20 protein-coding genes and 1 tRNA gene are annotated in these 18,387 nt (G+C 62.9%); 8 read left to right on the plus strand and 13 right to left on the minus strand.

What is annotated here, in order from left to right; genetic code table 11:
- Positions 1 to 15 precede the first annotated feature (15 nt).
- The 3 genes from QA609_RS19765 to QA609_RS19775 are packed head-to-tail and all read right to left on the minus strand — an operon-like array spanning position 16 to position 3,218.
- Positions 16 to 852, minus strand: a complete 837-nt coding sequence (locus QA609_RS19765) for a carbohydrate ABC transporter permease (protein WP_278304348.1) — start codon at positions 850 to 852, stop codon at positions 16 to 18.
- Positions 852 to 1,874, minus strand: coding sequence for a sugar ABC transporter permease (locus QA609_RS19770; protein WP_278304349.1), 1,023 nt, complete (start codon positions 1,872 to 1,874; stop codon positions 852 to 854). The genes QA609_RS19765 and QA609_RS19770 overlap by 1 nt, the downstream gene beginning before the upstream one ends.
- A 12-nt stretch (positions 1,875 to 1,886) precedes the next feature.
- Positions 1,887 to 3,218: an extracellular solute-binding protein gene (locus QA609_RS19775; RefSeq protein ID WP_278304350.1), complete on the minus strand. Its 1,332-nt coding sequence runs from the start codon at positions 3,216 to 3,218 to the stop codon at positions 1,887 to 1,889.
- A 283-nt stretch (positions 3,219 to 3,501) separates the two neighbouring features.
- On the opposite strand from QA609_RS19775, the gene QA609_RS19780 reads away from it, so the two are divergent.
- Positions 3,502 to 4,269, plus strand: a complete 768-nt coding sequence (locus QA609_RS19780) for an IclR family transcriptional regulator (RefSeq protein ID WP_278304351.1) — start codon at positions 3,502 to 3,504, stop codon at positions 4,267 to 4,269.
- A gap of 66 nt (positions 4,270 to 4,335) precedes the next feature.
- Here QA609_RS19780 and QA609_RS19785 read toward each other — a convergent pair whose 3' ends face one another.
- Both QA609_RS19785 and QA609_RS19790 read right to left on the minus strand, forming a co-directional pair.
- The gene (locus QA609_RS19785) at positions 4,336 to 4,869 is read right to left on the minus strand and encodes a hypothetical protein (RefSeq protein ID WP_278304352.1); all 534 of its coding nucleotides are present in this window, start codon (positions 4,867 to 4,869) and stop codon (positions 4,336 to 4,338) included.
- A gap of 200 nt (positions 4,870 to 5,069) precedes the next feature.
- Positions 5,070 to 5,972, minus strand: coding sequence for an RIO1 family regulatory kinase/ATPase (locus QA609_RS19790; protein ID WP_278304353.1), 903 nt, complete (start codon positions 5,970 to 5,972; stop codon positions 5,070 to 5,072).
- Between the two features lie 176 nt (positions 5,973 to 6,148).
- On the opposite strand from QA609_RS19790, the gene QA609_RS19795 reads away from it, so the two are divergent.
- The 4 genes from QA609_RS19795 (at position 6,149) to QA609_RS19810 (ending at position 9,797) form a co-directional block, all read left to right on the plus strand.
- The gene (locus tag QA609_RS19795; protein ID WP_278304354.1) at positions 6,149 to 6,985 is read left to right on the plus strand and encodes a biotin/lipoate A/B protein ligase family protein; all 837 of its coding nucleotides are present in this window, start codon (positions 6,149 to 6,151) and stop codon (positions 6,983 to 6,985) included.
- 64 nt (positions 6,986 to 7,049) lie between these two features.
- A complete protein-coding gene (locus QA609_RS19800) occupies positions 7,050 to 8,009 on the plus strand; it encodes a M48 family metalloprotease (protein ID WP_278304355.1) in 960 nt (319 codons plus the stop codon).
- 45 nt (positions 8,010 to 8,054) lie between these two features.
- Complete coding sequence (locus QA609_RS19805; RefSeq protein ID WP_278304356.1) at positions 8,055 to 8,927, plus strand: deoxyribonuclease IV; 873 nt, start codon at positions 8,055 to 8,057, stop codon at positions 8,925 to 8,927.
- Positions 8,928 to 8,990: 63 nt separating this feature from the next.
- Positions 8,991 to 9,797: a class I SAM-dependent methyltransferase gene (locus QA609_RS19810; protein ID WP_278304357.1), complete on the plus strand. Its 807-nt coding sequence runs from the start codon at positions 8,991 to 8,993 to the stop codon at positions 9,795 to 9,797.
- 89 nt (positions 9,798 to 9,886) lie between these two features.
- Here QA609_RS19810 and QA609_RS19815 read toward each other — a convergent pair whose 3' ends face one another.
- The 3 genes from QA609_RS19815 to QA609_RS19825 form a co-directional block, all read right to left on the minus strand.
- Positions 9,887 to 10,081, minus strand: a complete 195-nt coding sequence (locus tag QA609_RS19815) for a hypothetical protein (protein ID WP_278304358.1) — start codon at positions 10,079 to 10,081, stop codon at positions 9,887 to 9,889.
- Between the two features lie 46 nt (positions 10,082 to 10,127).
- Complete coding sequence (locus QA609_RS19820) at positions 10,128 to 10,787, minus strand: hypothetical protein (RefSeq protein ID WP_278304359.1); 660 nt, start codon at positions 10,785 to 10,787, stop codon at positions 10,128 to 10,130.
- A 77-nt stretch (positions 10,788 to 10,864) separates the two neighbouring features.
- A complete protein-coding gene (locus QA609_RS19825; protein WP_278304360.1) occupies positions 10,865 to 11,338 on the minus strand; it encodes a DUF4442 domain-containing protein in 474 nt (157 codons plus the stop codon).
- A gap of 184 nt (positions 11,339 to 11,522) precedes the next feature.
- On the opposite strand from QA609_RS19825, the gene QA609_RS19830 reads away from it, so the two are divergent.
- Both QA609_RS19830 and QA609_RS19835 read left to right on the plus strand, forming a co-directional pair.
- Positions 11,523 to 12,242, plus strand: a complete 720-nt coding sequence (locus QA609_RS19830) for an alpha/beta hydrolase (RefSeq protein WP_278304361.1) — start codon at positions 11,523 to 11,525, stop codon at positions 12,240 to 12,242.
- Between the two features lie 44 nt (positions 12,243 to 12,286).
- On the plus strand, positions 12,287 to 13,261 hold the full coding sequence (locus tag QA609_RS19835) for a TIGR00269 family protein (protein WP_278304362.1): 975 nt from the start codon (positions 12,287 to 12,289) through the stop codon (positions 13,259 to 13,261).
- Positions 13,262 to 13,583: 322 nt separating this feature from the next.
- Here QA609_RS19835 and ftsZ read toward each other — a convergent pair whose 3' ends face one another.
- The 3 genes from ftsZ to QA609_RS19850 all read right to left on the minus strand — a co-directional run bounded on the left by ftsZ (position 13,584) and on the right by QA609_RS19850 (position 15,662).
- Positions 13,584 to 14,756, minus strand: coding sequence for a cell division protein FtsZ (gene ftsZ, locus QA609_RS19840; protein ID WP_278304363.1), 1,173 nt, complete (start codon positions 14,754 to 14,756; stop codon positions 13,584 to 13,586).
- Between the two features lie 2 nt (positions 14,757 to 14,758).
- Positions 14,759 to 14,938, minus strand: coding sequence for a ribbon-helix-helix domain-containing protein (locus tag QA609_RS19845; protein WP_278304364.1), 180 nt, complete (start codon positions 14,936 to 14,938; stop codon positions 14,759 to 14,761).
- Between the two features lie 199 nt (positions 14,939 to 15,137).
- Entirely contained in the window at positions 15,138 to 15,662 is a 525-nt protein-coding gene (locus tag QA609_RS19850) for a zinc ribbon domain-containing protein (protein ID WP_278304365.1), read from the minus strand.
- A gap of 112 nt (positions 15,663 to 15,774) precedes the next feature.
- Between QA609_RS19850 and QA609_RS19855 the strand changes: the two genes are divergently transcribed.
- Positions 15,775 to 15,848, plus strand: a tRNA-Tyr gene (locus tag QA609_RS19855).
- A gap of 877 nt (positions 15,849 to 16,725) precedes the next feature.
- Here QA609_RS19855 and QA609_RS19860 read toward each other — a convergent pair.
- Positions 16,726 to 17,394 (minus strand): hypothetical protein, encoded by a 669-nt coding sequence (locus QA609_RS19860; protein ID WP_278304366.1) that lies wholly within the window; start codon positions 17,392 to 17,394, stop codon positions 16,726 to 16,728.
- Between the two features lie 239 nt (positions 17,395 to 17,633).
- On the minus strand, positions 17,634 to 18,387 hold a 754-nt coding region (locus QA609_RS19865; protein WP_278304367.1), incomplete at its 5' end, for a hypothetical protein.

Consider the following 18,387-nt stretch of genomic DNA (forward strand, 5'->3'; position numbering starts at 1 on the left):
TTTCCTAATATCGTGTTACTCTTTGAGCGATCCCGCGAGGATCCCGCTGACGAACTGCTTCTGGAGCACCAGAAACAGGATCGCCATCGGGATGATCGCGAGGGTGGTCGCGACCATGATCTGGTCGTAGTAGATCCGTTGGGTTCCCTCGAGACCGGCGAGCGCCACCGGGATGGTGTAGTTGCCCGGGTCCTCGAGGATGACCAGCGGGTAGAGAAACAGGTCCCACTGGAACAGAAAGAGGATGATCGCGAGCGCGGCCAGCGACGAGCGCATGGCCGGCAAGGCGATGCGGTAGAAGATCTGTAGCTCCGAGGCGCCGTCCATCCGCGCGGACTCGAGGAGGGCGTCGGGGATCGAGCGCATGTTCTGGCGCATGAGGAAGATACCGATCGGGTTCGCGAGCCACGGGAGGATGATCGCCCGGAACGTGTCGGTCCAGCCCACCTGCGACATCATCAGGAACAGCGGGATAACGAGCAACTGGATCGGCAGGACGAGCGTCGCCAGAATCGAATAGAACAGCGGTTCCTTGAACCGGAACTCGTACTTCGCGAACGCGAAGCCGGCCATCGAGCACAGCAGCAGCGACAGCACGGTGTAGACGACCGCGATAAAAACGCTGTTCCAGATCGTCAGCACGTAGTTCATCCGCTCTTGCAGGGCAGCGAAGTTATCGAGAAACGCCGTCCCCGGGATGAGGCGGGGCGGGAACTCGATGAACTCCTGCTGTGGCAGGGTCGCGGCCACGATCATCCAGTACAGCGGGATGAGCATGACGACGACCATCGTAAGGATGAACGCGTACGTGAGGAACATCCAGACGGCGTCCTTGCGGCGTTGCTCGCGCATCAGTCGTCACCTCCGATCCGGATCTGGGCGATCGAGATGACGCTGACGAGGGCGACGAAGATCACCGTGAGCGCGCTCGCGTAGCCGAGGTTCCAGTGGACGAACGCCTGCCGGTAGATGTACTGGACGATGGTGATCGTGGCGTTCGTCGGGCCGCCGCCGGTGATAACGTAGGGCTCCGCGAACAGCTTGAACGTCCCGATCGTCGAGAGCACGACGACGAACAGCAACACGGGACGAAGCTGTGGCAGCGTCACGTACCGGAACTTCTCCCAGCGACCGGCGCCGTCGATCTCGGCGGCCTCGTACAGCTGCTGGGGAACGTTCTGTAAGCCCGCCAGCAGGATGATCATGTTGTATCCGATCCACCGCCAAGTGACCGCGGCGATGATCGTCTTGCGGGCCCAGAACTCGCTGGTGAGCCAGGCGATCGGACTGACGCCGACCTGGCTCAGCAGGTAGTTGACGAAGCCGAACTGCTCGTTGAACAGCAACAGGAACACCGTCGAGTAGGCGACGATGTTCGCCGAGATAGGCAGGGCGATCGCCGTCCGGAACAGCCCCTTGAACCGGACGAAGGAGGCGTTCAACGCGACCGCGAGGGCGAGCGCCAGCCCGATCATGATCGGCACCTGGATCAGCAGGATGTAGGTCGTGTTGAACATCGACTGCCAGAACAGCCCGTCGCCGAGCAGTCGCGTGTAGTTCGACAGGCCGACGAACTGGAGTTCGGCGATCCGGGGAACCGTGACGTGGAACGGGCCGAAGTCAATCCAGAAGAGGTTCCCCTGACCGACCGACTGCCACTCAAAAAACGAGAGATACAGCGTGTAGACGACCGGGAACGCGAGGAACAGTCCGAACAGGACGAAAAACGGAGACACCAGCAGGTAGGCGATCCGTTGTCCGCGAAGTGGGGGTAGCTTCGCGGCGACGTCCTGCCGAGCGAAGCGAAGTCGATCGAGGACCGACGGATCGGGGTTCGCAATCGGGTTCCCGGTCGATTCGGTTTCCTGAGACATCTTTCGCGGTCCTCAGGCCAGGTCCCGTCCCGTGTTGCCGGCGACGGTCTCAGCCGCCGCCTGAACGGCCTCCTCCGGCGTCTGGTCGTCCCGGAGCATCCGCTGGAACTCGTCGTTAATCGCCTCGCTGACTTCCGGCGTGTCCTCGGTAAACCGGTAGCTCGGGAGCTCCTCGGCGACCTCGGCGAAGACCTCTCGAGCCGCCTGCCCGCCGAAGAACTCCAGCTCCTCGCCGAAGATATCTGCGTCGTACGTCGTCTCGAGGGCCGGGAAGAGCCCGTACTCGTCGTACATGAGCAGTTGCATCTCCTCGGTCGCGGTCGTCCACCGGATGTAGTCCCAGGCGCGGCTGGTCTCCGCGCTCTCGTGTTGGTCCGGGATCATCAGGCTCGAGCCGCCCCAGTTCGACGCACGTGCGCCGCCCTCCTCGAACGCCGGGATCTTGTAGACGCCCCAGTCGCCCTCGGTTTCCGGCAGCTCCGCGCGGAGCGTTCCCTCCATCCAGGCCGCCGAGGGAAGCGACGCGATGTCGCCGTCGCCGTACGCCCCGAACCAGGCCGACGACCAGCCCTCGAGGTTCGACGCGATCCCGGCGTCGTGGAGGTCCTTGATATTCTGAGCGACCTGCAGGGACGCCTCCGAGTGGATGTTCACCGCGCCGTCCTCCGTGAACGGCTCGCCCTCGAGCTGTCGGAACTGGAACCGCCAGAACCCGTCGAGGTCGTTCTCCGGCAGGTTCACCATGTAGACGTCGTCCGGCAGCTGTTCTCCCTGCTCGATGAAGTCGTCCCAGGTCTCGATCGCGTCGGCGTCGAGACCGTGTTCGTCGTAGACGTCGGTGCGATAGAACACCGCAGTCGGGCCGATATCCCACGGGAGCGCGTAGATATCGTCCCCGTCCGTGAGCGATTCCCAGACGCCCGAGACGAAGTCGTCGTAGACGTCTGCCTCCTCGATCCGGTCCGTGATATCTAGCACGGCCCCGGTATCGATGTAGCTCGGGCCGTCGATCATCTCGAGCATCGAGACCTCCGGTGTGCCCGAGCCCGACGCGAGACGCGTCTGGAGATCTTCCTTCATCGCGTCCTGGCCGAACTCTTCGATCTCGACCGAGGCATCGTGTTCGTCGTTGTACTCTTCGGCGGTCAGCTCCATCGAGCGAGCCGCAACGTCCCATCCCCAGCCGGAGATTTCGTCGGCCATCTCGTCGGTCTCGGCCTCATCGTCGTCCCCTTCGGGATCGCCGGTACCGATACAGCCCGCCAGTGCGGCCGCACCGAGCGCGGTGGTTCCCTTCAGCAGTCGACGTCGCCCGAACCGTCCGTATGTGGTATCTTGTGACATGCGCACACCGAGTATTCCAGACACAGTAACGGTCATAACTTAAACCTTTCTCTCGTCTTCCGCAGAACAACTGATAGAAGGCGTAGAAGGCGCGTTTCCGATGGGAGAACGCCGCCAGTTTATATAGTTATCTCGGCGCCGTCATAGGAAAAGCGGATCATGTTTCCTGTTTGCGTACTTTATTCTCCGATTCTAGTGTGAAAATAAATCCCGTATTCGGACGCTGTTCACCGATGGAGAACAACAATTTAGTAGCTCGACTACCGTAGCTGAGAGAGAAACGATGGGTGATGAGGACGGCGTCTCTGTACAGGCGACTGCGACCACCTTCTCGATCATCGAGTCACTTCGGGACCGAAACCGAGGCGGCGTCACCGAACTAGCGACGGACCTCGGACTCTCGAAGAGCGCCGTTCACAACCACCTTAGTACGCTCGTCGCGCTGGGATACGTTCGTCGCGTCGACGGCAGCTACGAACTCACGCACGAATTTCTCCGACTCGGATTGGCCACGCGCGAACGCAACCGGATCTACGACGCTGCGAAAGCGGACCTGCGAACGCTCGCCGGGACGACCGGTGAGATCGTCAACCTCGTCGTTCCAGAGGCAGATCACGCCGTCTACCTCTACCGTGTCGGCGACAGTAACCACCCGGTCCCGGAGGGCGGCCAAGTGTCGTTACACGCCTCCGCTGCCGGGAAATCGATCCTCGCGTTTCGCGATTACGACGCCGTAGACGCGTACATCGATAGGTCCGGTCTCCCGGCTCTAACCGACCGAACCGTTACCGACCCCGCCGCGCTCCGAAGTCAGCTGCGGTCGATCCGTGACCAGCGCGTCGCGTTCGACCGCGGCGAACAGACACCGAACTGGCAGTGTGTCGCCAGTCCGATCGTCATCGAGGGCGAACCGGTCGCCGCGATCAGCGTCTCCGGCCCCGCCGATCGGATGCGGGGGAAACGACTCGAGGAGGACGCGACCGGGCTCGTCGTGAGCACGGCGAAAGCGATCGAACTCGAGGTACTCGACTCGAGCGACAGCAAGGGCTAATTCCCGCCAACGGAACGACTCTCAGTCGGCCGTAGAAAACGAATTGAGAGATCTGGGTCGACCGAACTATTCGGAGGTTGGAACTCTCCCGCGAATCACCGCGGGGGCGATCCCGTTGACGGCCGCGAACACCGCACCGAGGACCAGCCCGTAGACGAGGTGCCCGATCGCGAACAGGAGCGCCGCGAACAGCTCCGCCGCCATTCCGGGTACGGGCAGGAACGGCAGCGGGAAGGTCCCGATCCCGGCCCGCGCCATCGCGGCTGGAAAGATCAGTCCCCCGGCGACGATGCCGAGCACCGTCCCGAAGACGATCCCGGCGATGAGGTACTCCCGAAAGCTGCCGACGACGTTCTGGACTGCCGGCCTCGAGACGATCGCCGCGAACGTTAGCCCGAACAGGACGCTGAGTATCAGGTGGATCGTCCACCCTGCACCGACGTCGGCGGCTGGAATCGGCGCGAGTCCCCCGAGCAGTTCGATCTGGTTGCCCCCCAGGTGGAGGAGAACTCCCATCGCGATACCGCCGGCCAGACCGCCGGTGAAGCCGCCGCCCCAGCGACCGACGCCGTCGATCGATTGAGTGTTATTCTCTGCCATAGAAGAGGTAGGAGTTTCTGGCAGAATAATCCTCTCATCGTCCTCGTCCCGTGACTCTCTCCCGACCGGAGAGAACGGACGAAAATCGGAACCGGAGAGAGTTCTGTATAACTCTATACGATTTATACTTCTGCAAGACCGGTTCTGACCGGTCCTCGAGATCGCGACATCGGTACAGGAAACCGGAGGAACCGAACCCGCTATTCGCGAATCGACTCGAAGGAACCGTCGGTAATCGAAGCGGCCAGTTCGTCGCTCGAGAGTTCGTCGGGGACGTACTGGGGGTACTTCCGCCGGAAGTAGCCGATCACGTTCTCGAGGTCGCGCTCTAAGAACTCGTCGGCGTTGGCGTGGTCGGTCGGCACCGCTTGTGGCCAGTCGAACACCTTCACACCCGCCTCGTTGACGAAGACGTTGTACTCGCTCATGTCGGCGTGGACGTACCCCGCCTCGTACGCGCCCGCGATCTCGCTGACGAGCAGATCGAGGACGCCGAGCACCTGGTCGGGCTCGAGTCTCGTCCGGGAGAGTTCGACGCCGTCCATCTTCTCCATGACGATAGCGTGGCGGTTCTGATCGATCGGCCGGGGAACGGCGACGTCCGGGTAGAGCTCCTCGAGGATGTCGTGTTCGCGCTCGGCGGCCTTTCGGGCGGTGTACATCCAGGAGACGTGGTCCTTGTCGGAGGTGTAGTCGCGTTCCTTGTGGACCTCCCGGAAGTTCGTGTACCCCTCCCGGTGGTACTTCAGCGCCAGGGGTTTGTAGGAGCGAACCTCGTAGACGTCGCTCTCCTTGCCGACTCCGAGCGGCGAGCCGAACTCGCCGATCGTTTCCCGCTCGACGAGCGCCCGTAGCGCGAGCGCGTCGTACCCCTCGAACTGGAGGGTGTACCCCTCGTACTGGATCGTCTTCTTCTCGACGAGCCCGCGTTTGAGACAGCGCTCGAGGCGGTAGTCGACCTCCTCCTCGGTCAGATTGGCGAACTTCGGGAGCTTCTCCCGCTGGACCCACTCCGAGAAGCGCATTCCCTGCTCTACGCCCGAGAGGAGATAGAAGTCCTCCTCCTCGAGCTCCGGCAGTAACTCGGCGACGTTCCGCACCATGACCCGGACTACCCGTTCGGCACGTAAAAACGTCGTGACAACGGCTACGCGGACCGATCCGTACGCCTCGTTCGCCTCGACGCGGAGCCGAACGCCCGACCGATAAACCGCCGTGGACGATACGAAACCGATTCGCCGTCGGAATCGCTTTCCGGCTTGCCGTCCTGCGCTCGGGCATGACCGCGCTTGCCGACCGCGACTGGCGGCTCATCACCGACGAGGCCCGCGACGGACCGACCCAGATGGCGCTCGAGGAGATCGCCGGACGAACGGCGCTCGAGGACGACCTGCGGACCGTCCGCGTCTACTCGTGGGAGCCGGGAACGCTCTCGCTGGGGTACCGACAAGATCCCGACTCGGTCGACTGGGAGTACTGCGAGCGGGCGGGGATCGACGTCACTCGCAGGCAGACCGGCGGCGGGGGGATCTACCACGACCGCTACGCCGACATCTCCTACACGATCGTCGCGCCGGCCGACGAGGTTCCCGGCGATCTGATGGACTGCTACGCGCTGTTTTGCGAGCCGATCCTCGAGGCGTTCGCCCGGATGGGGATCGACGCCGACTTCGCTGGGGCCGAACAGGAGTCGATCTACTACCCCTCCTGTTACCTCCGGGACATCCACCCGGCCCACGACGTGGTCGCGCCAGCGAGTGCGGGCGCGGACGCGAAGAAGCTCAGCGGCAACGCCCAGTACCGCCAGCGAGACGTCGTCATCCAGCACGGCTCGCTGTCGTACGACCTCGAGCCCGACCACCACGTCGACGTCTTCGACAGCGACGTGACTGCGGAGACGTTCGTCAACCGGGTAACAAGCATCCGCGAGCAGACGAGCCTCGACCGCGAGACCGCCGTCGAAACCGTCGCCGACTCCCTGCGGGAGTGGTGTGATGCGACCGACGGTGAGTGGCGCGAGGACGAACTCGAGGCGGCCCGCGACCTCGCCGATCGGAAGTACGGCGCCGATGCCTGGGTTCGCGACCGTGAGGTTCTCGAGGCCGGCAGCCAGTAGGACGCCGCAACTCGCAGACCGAGAAACCGGAACGCCCATCGTTCTCTATAGCTGACCAGTTCGTATGCGTCTAACGTCGCCGATCGGGCTCGGAATACGGGCGCTTCTCAGCGCCGGCGTCGCTGGTGCCGTGCTGGTAGCGAGTGTGGTCGTCGTGGCGGTCTCCGGGGCAGCGCTGTTGCTCGCCGTTCCGGCACTCGTCGCGTCCGACGGCTGGCTCGAGCGAGGGCTCCCGTGGGGCGTCGCCGTCAGCGCGGTCCTCGTGCTCCCGGCGTTCGCGCTCGTCGTCGGATACCTCGTTCGATACGAGCGGCGACTGTTGCTCGAGGGGACGGCTCCCGTGACGGCGATCGACGCCGAAGAACCGCGAGCCCTGGACGACGACGCCACACGGTTCGCGACCCAGTTCGGCGTCCCGAAGCCCCAGATTAGATTGCATCCGGCGTCAGCGCCGTTCGCGTACGCGACCTCCCGGCCGAACGATCCGCTCCTCGGCGTTCGACGGACGGGCGAACCCGTCATCGTCGTCTCGAAGGGGCTCGTTCGAACGCTGCCGCGGGATGAGACCGCGGCCGTCCTGGCCCACGAGTTCGCCCACCTCGCCAACGACGAGCTTCGACTGACCGCCTGGCTGCTCGTTCCGCTGGTCGCCGCCGAGTTCCTCCACGACGGGCGCGAAACGCCGACGGACGGACGAGAGCCTCTCGAGTGGCTGCTCGCAACCGTCGCGCTCGCCGGCGTCGGCGTCTTCTCTCGGGGCCGCGAGATCGCCGCCGACCGTGCGGCGGTCGCGGCGACGGGCGATCCGGGCTCGCTCGCGAGCGCACTCGAGCGCCTGGACGGTCACCGAAGTTCCCGTCCGACGACCGACCTGCGCAAGCACGCCCGATCGACGAACGCGGTGAGCGTGTTGCCGACGCTGGGGACCGCCAACTCGCCCAGCGGGCTCCGCTCGACGCACCCGCCACTCGAGACCCGGCTCGAGGCGCTTCGCTCGCTGAGTCGCGAGCGCCGAAACCTGTGACGTCGGTTCGTTACCCCTATCACGAACCGGTACTGACTGCCAGCCATGAAGGTCGGCGCACACGTCTCGATCTCCGGCTCGCGCGTCTCCTCCGACGACGAAACACCGCCCTACGGCGACATCCGCAACGCGGTCCACCGCCAGGTCGCCTTCGGCGGCAACTGCGGGCAGGTCTTTACCACGTCGCCGCAGGTCTGGGCCCAGCCCGAGATCAGCGACGAGGCCGCGGCGGGCTTTCGCGAGGAGAGCGACGACCTGCTCGAGGGACCGTGGGTGATCCACTCCTCGTATCTGGTCAACCTCTGTACCCCGAAGGACGACCTCCGCGAGAAGTCCAAGGAGAGCATGCAGGCCGAACTCGATGCGGCCGAGACGCTGGGTATTCCGTACGTAAACGTCCACCTCGGCGCGCACACGGGAGCGGGCGTCGAGGGCGGGCTCGACAACGCGGCGAGTCTCATCGACGAACTCGACGTTCCCGACGGCGTGCAGATCCTCATCGAGTCCGACGCCGGCAGCGGCACCAAGCTGGGCGGCGAGTTCGCCCATCTCGCGGGGATCATCGACCGCACCGACGAGCAGATCGGCATCTGCATCGACACTGCCCACACGCTGGTCGCGGGCAACGACCTCACTACGCCCGAGGCCGTCGACGAAACGGTCTCCCGGTTCGACGACGAGGTCGGCCTCGAGCACCTCGAGTACATCCACCTCAACGACTCGAAACACGACGTCGGCACCAACAAGGACGAACACGCCCTCATCGGCGAGGGCTACATCGGCGAGGACGGCATCCGCGCCATCGTCAACCACCCCGATCTGCGAGAGCTGCCCTTTGCCCTCGAGACCCCCACCGAGGACGGGAAGGGGTTCGCCTGGAACATCGAGAAGACGAAGGAACTCCGCAACGACGCGTAAACGCTCGATTCGACGTCGCTCGGAACCGACCAGCTTTTACTCCCACTGGCACTACGAGGGGCCGTGCGCGAGTTCTCCGAAGCCTACCTCGAGCGGACCCGCGAGGGAATGTGGGACGACTCCCGGCAGGCGCTCGAGCCCCTCGAGCTCGATTCCCGTAAACGGGTGCTCGACGTCGGCTGCGGCACCGGCGAGCTGAGCCGCGTGCTCGCGGCGGAGTCATCGGGCGAGGTCGTCGGCTGTGACGCCGACACGGACCTGCTCGAGTTCGCCGGTGAGCACGTTCCGGTCGTCGCGGGCGACGCCCTCCGGCTTCCTTTCGCTGACGACAGCTTCGACCTCGTCGTCTGCCAGGCGCTGTTGATCAACCTGCCGGATCCCGAGGCGGCGATCCGGGAGTTCGCCCGCGTCTCGAGTGACCTCGTCGCCGCGGTCGAACCCGACAACGGCGCCGTCGCGGTCGACTCGAGCGTCGAGGGCGAGGAATCCCTCGAGTCTCGTGCCCGGCGGGCCTACCTCGAGGGGGTCGGGACCGACGTTACTCTGGGAGCCGACGCCCGCGAGGCGTTTGCGGAGGTGGGGCTCGAGGTGCTCGAAACCCGTCGCTACGACCACGAGCGAACGATCGAACCGCCCTACGGCGAGGCGGCGCTGACGATCGCCCAGCGAAAGGCAACGGGTGCGGGACTGGCCGACGACCGGGAGACGATGCTCGAGGGCGAACTGACGAGTGAGGAGTACGACGACCTGCGCAGCGAGTGGCGGGAGATGGGTCGGAACGTGATCGAACAGATGGAAGAGCGATCCTACCGTCGACGCGAGGCGATTCCGTTTTTCGTGACGGTCGGTCGGCTGAACGGATCGCAGTAGTCAGTCGAGCGATCGGGTCAAACGAGGGCGTCGAGACGACCATCGACTCCCTGTTGCGTACGACGACCGGCTTACTCCGGGTTCTCTCGTCAGTCCGACTCCTCGTCCCGACCGAGCAGTGAGACGTAGACCCCGATCAGTCCGGCACAGACCACCACGATCCCGGTCCAGAGATCGAGAACGTTCACGAGCGCCAGCACCGATCCCGTGAGCACGAGCGCGACGTTCGCAAACACCGCGAGACGGGCGGTGTCGAGGCCTGTCGTCAACGACGACGTGTTCATACCGATACCTCCGATGGCGGCGACAAAATAGTTCGTATGACGGCGTTCAGACGACGTCGCCCCGCACCGTTACACCCTCCTGTTGCTCGCGCCAGGCGTGGACCTCCCGGGCGGCCTCGCCGGCCTCCGTTTCCTCCATCCCGAGCATCTCGAGGGCGGCCGACAGCGTCGGCAGTGCGAGGTCGCTCCCCCGGAGCTTGCGGAACGCCTCCTCGCTTCTCGTGCCGTCGACCCACAGACACACCCCGCGGGGATCCAGCAGCTGGGTGTAATCCTCCCGGAGTTTCGCGCCGCGGAGTCGCTGGGTGACGTTGTCCTCGAAGCCGGCGTTACAGACCTCGAGATGGATCGGTTCGTCCTCGCCGAGCAGCTGGGCGGCCAGACACTTCTCGGGGGCGGCGTGGCCGTTCGCGTTCGCGCGCAGGTACTCGGGATACTCGGCGGCCCAGTCGGCCCGAACCGACTGGCCGACCCCCTCGATGTCGTACTCCTCGCCGACGTCCGTTCCGTCCGTCGACGGACTGTCGTCGCGCATCAGCACGTCCTTCGTGAGGTAGACGTCGAGTCGTTCGACTGGATCCAGTCCGAGCGCGATGTCGCCGAACGCCCAGATCTCTCGGACGGGGACGGGCGTTCGCTCGCGCTCGACGGTTTCGACCAGCGTCTCGAGTCGATCGACCGCCTCCTCGCGGGGGAACTCGCTCATTGTGTCGACGTCGGGTCCGAAGTCGCAAAACGGTTTCTCAGTCGCGGCTCGGTTCGGATTCGGGTCCGTCGCTGATCTCAGGCTCCCTTCTCCCCGTCGGTCGTCACGTACACCGTATTCCGAACCGTCGCATGGACCGTCCCCTCGCTATCGACGAGGTCGACGGTGTAGTGGCGGTCGACCGACTCCGTTCCCTCGGTCGCCAGCTCGGCCTCGATCGCCGCGATCTCCTCGTCGGTAATCGCACACCGCGCGTACAGCGTCTCCCGTCCGGGTTTCTTGAACCTGATCTCGGCCTCCTTGTCCCAGACGACGTACTCGTCGCCGAGATTCTTGAGGAGCATCATCATGTAGAACGGGTCGACGGCCGCGTACATGCTGCCGCCGAAGGTCGTCCCGACGTAGTTCTTCGTACGCCAGGAGAGCGGCAGCTTCACGCGGACCTCCTGCCAGTCGGGGGCGATATACGTGACTCGGCCGCCCGTCCGACGGTAGGCGGGAAAGAGATTGAACCCGAGGCGGTAGAGCCGCGAGCGAATCGCGTCGAGCATACGATCACTCGAGGGCGCCCGGTGAAAACCGTTAGCAAACGCTCCCTCCCTGTCCACGAGTTGTCGCCGACCCGGACGGCCGTCGTTCCTCGAGACGAGCGCTCGATCGCCGCCCGCGACGGGCGGAGCCGGCAGGTCGTGTCAAGAGCGCAGATTTTTATCGGTGTCCGACGAACGGAGCCGTATGCGACACCGCGTCTTCAACGAGGACGGCGAGGAGGAACTCGTCTTCGTCATGGGCTGGGGCAACCGCTGGACCCACGAGAACGTCAGCTGGCTCATCGGGAAGCTGACCGAGGCCGGCTACCGGGTTCACGCCTTCGAGCTCCCGACGAACATCGACGACTTCAAAGCCGACTGGCTCGAGCCGATCGCCGAGTACGTCCTCGACTTAGAGGAGTACCAGCTGCTGGGCCACAGCGCGGGCGCGCTCATCGGCCAGGCGTTAGACGGTGCGGACAACCACGTCTACCTGAGCCCGTTCTGGGGGTACGGCGAGCGCTACTCCGAGCCGCTGCTCGAGGGCGCTTCCAGGGTTCCGTCAACGTTTCCCTGTCTTCCCGCGGGCGAGTTCGACCGGGACGCCCTCGGGCAGGACGCGACCGATCACCAGCTCGCGACGATCCCGCGCTGGGTCTCGCCCGCGTTCGTCCGCGAGACGCGCCACGCCCAGGAGGATCTGCTGACGATCGATCACGACGCCGTGGTCTTCTGCTCGCTCACCGATCCCGTCATCAGCCTCCGACCGATCGGCCACCGGGTGCCCGCCGAGCACGTCGTCCTGTACAACGGCGGCCACGAGTTGTTCTCCTCGCCGGGACGGGAGCGCTACGTCGAACTCCTGCTCGAGGCGCTCGAGGAGGGCGCCGACGCGGTCGAGGCCCGCGAGAGGGTTCCCGCCTGAGCGAGGCGAAACGGACATACGCGCCCGTCGGTAACCTCACCTCGATGGATTGTAACCGGTGTGAGGGGGAGGCGATCATGCACGCCGCCTACTCGGGGGCACACCTCTGCGAGCACCATTTCCGGGAGTCGGTCGAGAAGCGAGTGCGCCGACGGGTGCGCCGGGACGACCTCGTTCCACACGACGTGACACCCGACGATCCGCTGACGTGGGTCGTCGGTCTCTCGGGCGGAAAGGACAGCGTCGTACTCACGCGGATCCTCCACGACACGTTCGCCGAGGATCCACGCATCGAACTCGTCGGACTGACGATCCACGAGGGGATCGAGGGCTACCGCGACAAGAGCCTCGAGGCCTGCGTCGACCTCGCCGAGGAACTCGACATCCGCCACGAGGTCGTCAGCTACGAGGAGGAGTTCGGGATCCGAATGGACGACGTCGTCGAGGACGATCCCGAGAACATGGCGGCCTGTGCCTACTGCGGGGTCTTCCGACGGGATCTGTTGTCGACGTACGCCGAAGACCTGGACGCCGACCTCCTGCTGACGGGCCACAATCTCGACGACGAGGCCCAGACCGCGCTGATGAACTTCCTCGAGGGTGACGTCGCCCAGATGGCCAAACACTTCGACGCGAGTCTGGGGCCGCTGTCGGAGCGGGGCGACCAGGAGGAGTTCGTCCCCCGGGCGAAGCCGCTGCGGGACGTTCCCGAGAAGGAGGTTGCCCTGTACGCCCACGTCGAGGACCTCCCCGCCCACATTACCGAGTGTCCCCACGCCAGCGAGGCCTACCGCGGCGAGATCCAGCAGTTGCTGTACGACCTGGAGGAGAACCACCCCGGAACCCGCCACTCGATCCTCTCGGGGTACGAAGAGTTAGCCGGCATCGTCGCCGACGACCGCGCAGGCGAATCCGAGGACGACGGCGACGGTCCCGACCTCAGGGAGTGTGCCGAGTGTGGCTCGACCACGACGCGAGAGGTCTGCCGGAAGTGCGGGCTGCTCGAGTCGCTGGCCTGAGGACTGTAAGACACGCTACTGCCCTCCCGCGAGTCGTGCCCGTCAAACGCCGTGTCGGGATTCGAACCGTTCGAGTCCGGCGTCGCCACTCGAGACGAGAACTCCTTCGAGAAGCGGTACCCGACGACCGGCAGGTGTGGTGTGTCGGTTGCCGGCGCGGGGTCGCGTCGTGTCAATCGTGGCGACGGCCGTCGCGTGGTGTGTCAGACGGCCGTCGCGTGGTGTGTCGATCGCAACCGCGACCGAACCGCGGTGTGTCGATGTCGGTTCGGTCGCGTGTCGTCAGCGGGATCCGTCGATGGTGTGTCAGCGGTGTATCGGATTACCGGATGACGTCGACGCCGTTCTGGCGCTCGAGTTCGTTCCGGCCGCCGTCGCTTTTCGCACCGTGTTTGACGTTGTTGCTCGCGTCGAAGTCGCTGTCGCCGGCGTCTTCGATGCTGGCACGGGATCTGTCGGCCTGCTTCTGAGTCGACGGGCCCAGTACCTGAGCGCTCTGGACGCCGGTCATGATCGCCATGACCCGCACCTTGCCCTTGTAGTTCTCCTGGATCCGGGCGCCCCAGATGACGTTCGCCGACGCCTCGAGGCGCTCGGTGATGTTGTCGGCGATCCCCTCGGCCTCTTTCAGCGTGAGATCGGGGCCGCCGGTGATGTGGACCAGCCCGCCGGAGGCGCCGCGGTAGTCGACGTCCAGCAGCGGGTGGTTCATCGCGTCCTTGACGACCTCGTCGGTCTTGTTCTTGTCCTGGGTCTCGCCGACGAGCATCACCGCGACGCCGCCCTGATTCATGATCGTGGACATGTCGGCGTAGTCCAGGTTGATCAGCGACGGCTGGGTGATCGTCTCGGAGATCCCCTTGACGGTCTCGGCGATGATCTGGTCCATCACCGAGAACGCCTTGCCGATCGGGAGGTTCGGGACGTAGTCGAGCAGTCGGTTGTTGTCGAGGACGATGATCGAGTCGGCCTCGTTGCGCAGCTTCTCGAGGCCCTCCTCAGCTTTCACCGTGCGGGCGCGCTCGACGTTGAACGGCGTCGAGACCATTCCGACGACGATCGCACCCTGCTCCTTGGCGATCTTCGAGACGACGGGGGCGGCACCGGTACCGGTGCCACCACCCATGCCCGCCGTGACGAACACGAGGTCGGCATCGCCGAGCACTTCCTTGATCGTGCCCTGGGCCATCTCGGTCGCGCGTTCGCCCATCGACGGATCGCCGCCGGCACCGAGTCCGTTGGTGAGCGACTTGCCCACCAGGATCTTGGTGTCGGCCTCGATCATCTTCAGGTGCTGTTTGTCCGTGTTGATCGCGACGGTCTCGGCACCGTCGACGCCGATGTTGTACAGCCGGTTGATGGTGTTGTTGCCGGCGCCGCCACAGCCGACGATCACGATCCGGGGCTCCCCGAACTCGTCGCCGTCCATCTCGGCCTCCATCTCGCGGGCCTCCTCCTCGGCGTTGTCGAGTGCGTCCTGAACGATATCCTGCATCGTTACACCTTGGCCCAGCTTCGTTTACCGGTCTGTTCGGTCCGACCGTCAGACTGTTCGTTGACCATCTCGCGGACGGCCGAGCGAATCGCCTCGCTCCGATTCGGGAACTCGCCCGAGTCGACTAGCTGTTCGACCTCCTCGATCTGCTGTTTCGGAATTCGCAGTGTCACACGCTCCATTGTTGTATTCCCCGTTGAGGGTAAGACGGTGTGCGCCCCTGTCAGACGCACCGTGTCTTACACCGGAACCGCCCGACATCGGGCGATTTCCGGCGTTCGTCGGCCGGTGTAAGACAACCGTCTTACGCGACTAAATGCGAGACTGTCGAAGATATTAAAACTTTCGTCCGACACGAGATTCTGTGTATTACACGAGCCCTTATGTGGAGTCGAGAACGTCGGCGGCCGGTGTCCGACGGCCACAGCCCGGACAGAACGACCAGTCCGAACGGAGCTCGTCCCCGCAGTCACAGAACAGCCGTCGGGCGGTTTTCTCGCCGCAGTTCGGGCAGTAGACGTGGTCGGGATCGACCGTCTCACCACACTGTGCGCAGTTGGGTTCGGAGCTGCGGTCGCCGTCGGAATCGGTGTCCGACACCGCCGACACGCGGGCGTCGGTGGCGCTACGCGTGCCGTCCTCGAGCGAGATCGTTACGTTGACGTCCTGTCCACGCTCCGGCGGGCGCTGGGCCCGGAACTCGGCGAGTCGCTCCGTGAGGAGGTCGTCGACGCGCTCGCGGACGAGGTCGTCGATCGCCGTCTCGCCCGATCGATCGGGCGAGTCCGACGACGACTCCTCGAGGTACGCTCGCAGGGCCTCGCGCATTACCTCGCTCTTGGAGGCCTCGAGTTCCTCGAGGCGGGCGACGAGGTCGTCGTCCGCGCGGAACGTGATCTTGCTCATCCTCTCGAGCGATCCTTGTCATCCCACCTATATCAATTATCTGGTCATCGCGGACGAACCCGTCCCGAATGATAACCCTTATGTCTCCCTCGGGGACTACGTTGAGGTGCGCCCGCCCTTAGCTCAGACTGGTAGAGCAGTCGACTGTAGATCGACTTGCCCCCCGTTCAAATCGGGGAGGGCGGACTTCCTAACCTTGCTATCCAGATTGACCGGATAGCGCCGGGATTCTCCCGTCATACGGTCCGAAACCTGCCTCGGGGCAGACTTGGTCATCAAGTTCCCATCCATGCCTTCTGGTGATTCACTATGGCAAAAGAGGAGAACGCGCTTAGAACTTAGCGTACGAAATTGGACTCACTGGGACTCGTTCCTCGAATATCTCCATCGACTCATCCCTATAGGACCTGGATCGATATCTCGCTCGTCTTCGCCATCCTCAGGCGATTCCGAATCATGCGAGCGGAAGACATCCTCTCAATACTGAATCGGATTCTCGCCGCGCTTAGTGGATGTCATACAAATTACTCGAGCCATCCTATAGGATCTGGATCGGTCCCTTGAGGATGGTGTGATCATACAACTGATCGATCTCAGGCGCGCGCGAGACTCCGACCCCGGATGCGGGAGGTAGTTCCTCCGGGAGCGAACCGAACCAAATCGAGTCGTGTAGAACCATCCATCTGTCTTTGCCCGTGTATCACAGAATCCGAGACGAATAGCGAGAAGATCGATGATCCGCCGGCGTCTCAAACTCGAGGCGATCAATGGCTCGAGAGTGTCAAATGCTATGGAGGCATACGAGCAAGGTGATTCATCCTACGCCAACGAAATCGGATCTCTGCTGCGCTAAGGAGCTTAGAGAGCAAAGCGTCATTCTGCACTGATTCACCTGTATCACTAGATCCGAGAGATTCCCGAGCTATTCTCGAGTGATCGAATTCCTATCGTCCTATTGCTATCTCTTTCATTCTAAGGCGGCTCATCGCTTCATAGAGAAGAATGAAGGGCGTGAGCAGAGGGATTGAGTCTCTCCGTTTACGAAACTTCCTCAGAGAAGCGATTAGAAGCTATCTGAGTCTCCCTCGACAAACTCGCGCCACTGATTCAATGCATCCGCTTCCTGACTCTCTGGATCTTCGAGGATACCGAGCGTCTCGAGATCGTCGATGATCGAGTGGTCGTACTTCCTGATCTCGTCGAGAAGCGCAGCCTCCCGATCCTGACTCCCATCCCCAGCCACTTCGATAAGACCGGACTCGTTCTCGACATAATCGCTGGCCTTGCCGACGATATGGAGCTTCACTGCGACTCGATGGGCGAACTTCCGGTCGAGATCATCAATTTCGCCAGAGCCAGCCTGAAGCCGATTCAGAATCGCTTCGGAGACGTTATCGACGAATGCCTGATCATCCTTCTCGAGCGATTCGTAGTAGTGATCCGGATCTGCATTGAGGGCATGGGTCTGGGCATTCTGGTTCCCCTCAGGCGCTCCGGGATCTCCATCCCTGATTGCCCCTCCATGATGTTTACATCGACCATCTCCGAAATGCTCGGTCCCCTTTCCTGCCTCAGCCTCGCAGTATCCAGCGAAAATACAGGTCCCGTCCTCGGTGCGCTCGGTCTTCTTGGCGTTGCAGTATTCGCCTGCCTCGGCTTGAGGGACCTCAGTCGATGCCATCCCGAGAAGCTCTTCCTCTCGCTCGAGCGGATTGCCATCTGTATTACTCATAGGTATTGAAGTAGGACATAGTGGAGGCTGGCGTTTGTCAGAGGACGAGAGATACTACAATGACTCTCTCTGGACCCTCTATCATGGGATCTGGTCTTTCGATTCATGGTCCTATACTGACCCATATATCTCTCTTCTTACTGATCGATCAAATGGATTCTGCGAATATAGGAGGAAGACCAAACTCCGACTGGTGGCCGTTTCAAACTATCTACCGGGACTACTTGGATTCCGAGGCATCACCATTCACCTTCAAATTCAACCTCAAGATCGCACTCATCTGCCAGTCTACCTATCGTTCGGATCTTCGTCTCTTTGCTGGCATGCGTGTCGAGATAATATCCGTTCGATAGTTCACGGTATGTTCTCATCGCCTCTTCGTCATGGGGCGAAGTTGGAGTCTCATTGATAATCGCCTTCTCTCGACCGGGAATGTAGGGCATCGGCCCGATCTCAGAAATTAGACCGTAGTTCTCTACCAAATAGTTCACCGTCTTTTCCATAGTGTCGCTTTGATTGTCACCACCGAAAGCAGCGAGCGTATCTCCATTCTTTCGGATCTTGGCTACATAATCACCCAGAGCTTCCTGATGATCCCCTTGTTCTGGTACGGGGGTTTCTTCTTGAGCTGGTAGAGTGGTTGTCCCGATAGCACTTCTTTGCTCCTCGAGTGCAGAGACCAAACTATCGACGAATTCCGTAGCTTGAGCCTCAGTGTCCAAGGGTACGGATCCACCGATCTCGTCCAATAGTACGCTATTGAGCTTCTCTGCTACCTGATCCCCATTTTCTCGTAGATGAGCGATAGCCTCTCCTGTCTGAGCGATCTGCATGGCGATCTCATCGGATTTTCCCGACTGAATCGAGTCCTTGGATAAAATCTCCAGCAGCTCAGGCTGCGCCTTTAGATCATTTAAATCAAACTGAATAAGGGAGATCTCTTCCTGCCGGTTGCTATCTCCTTTCACCAATACCTCGAAGGACTTCCCATTG

Origin of the sequence: Natronococcus sp. A-GB7, from assembly GCF_029688865.1 — an archaeon.
GTDB lineage: Archaea > Halobacteriota > Halobacteria > Halobacteriales > Natrialbaceae > Natronococcus.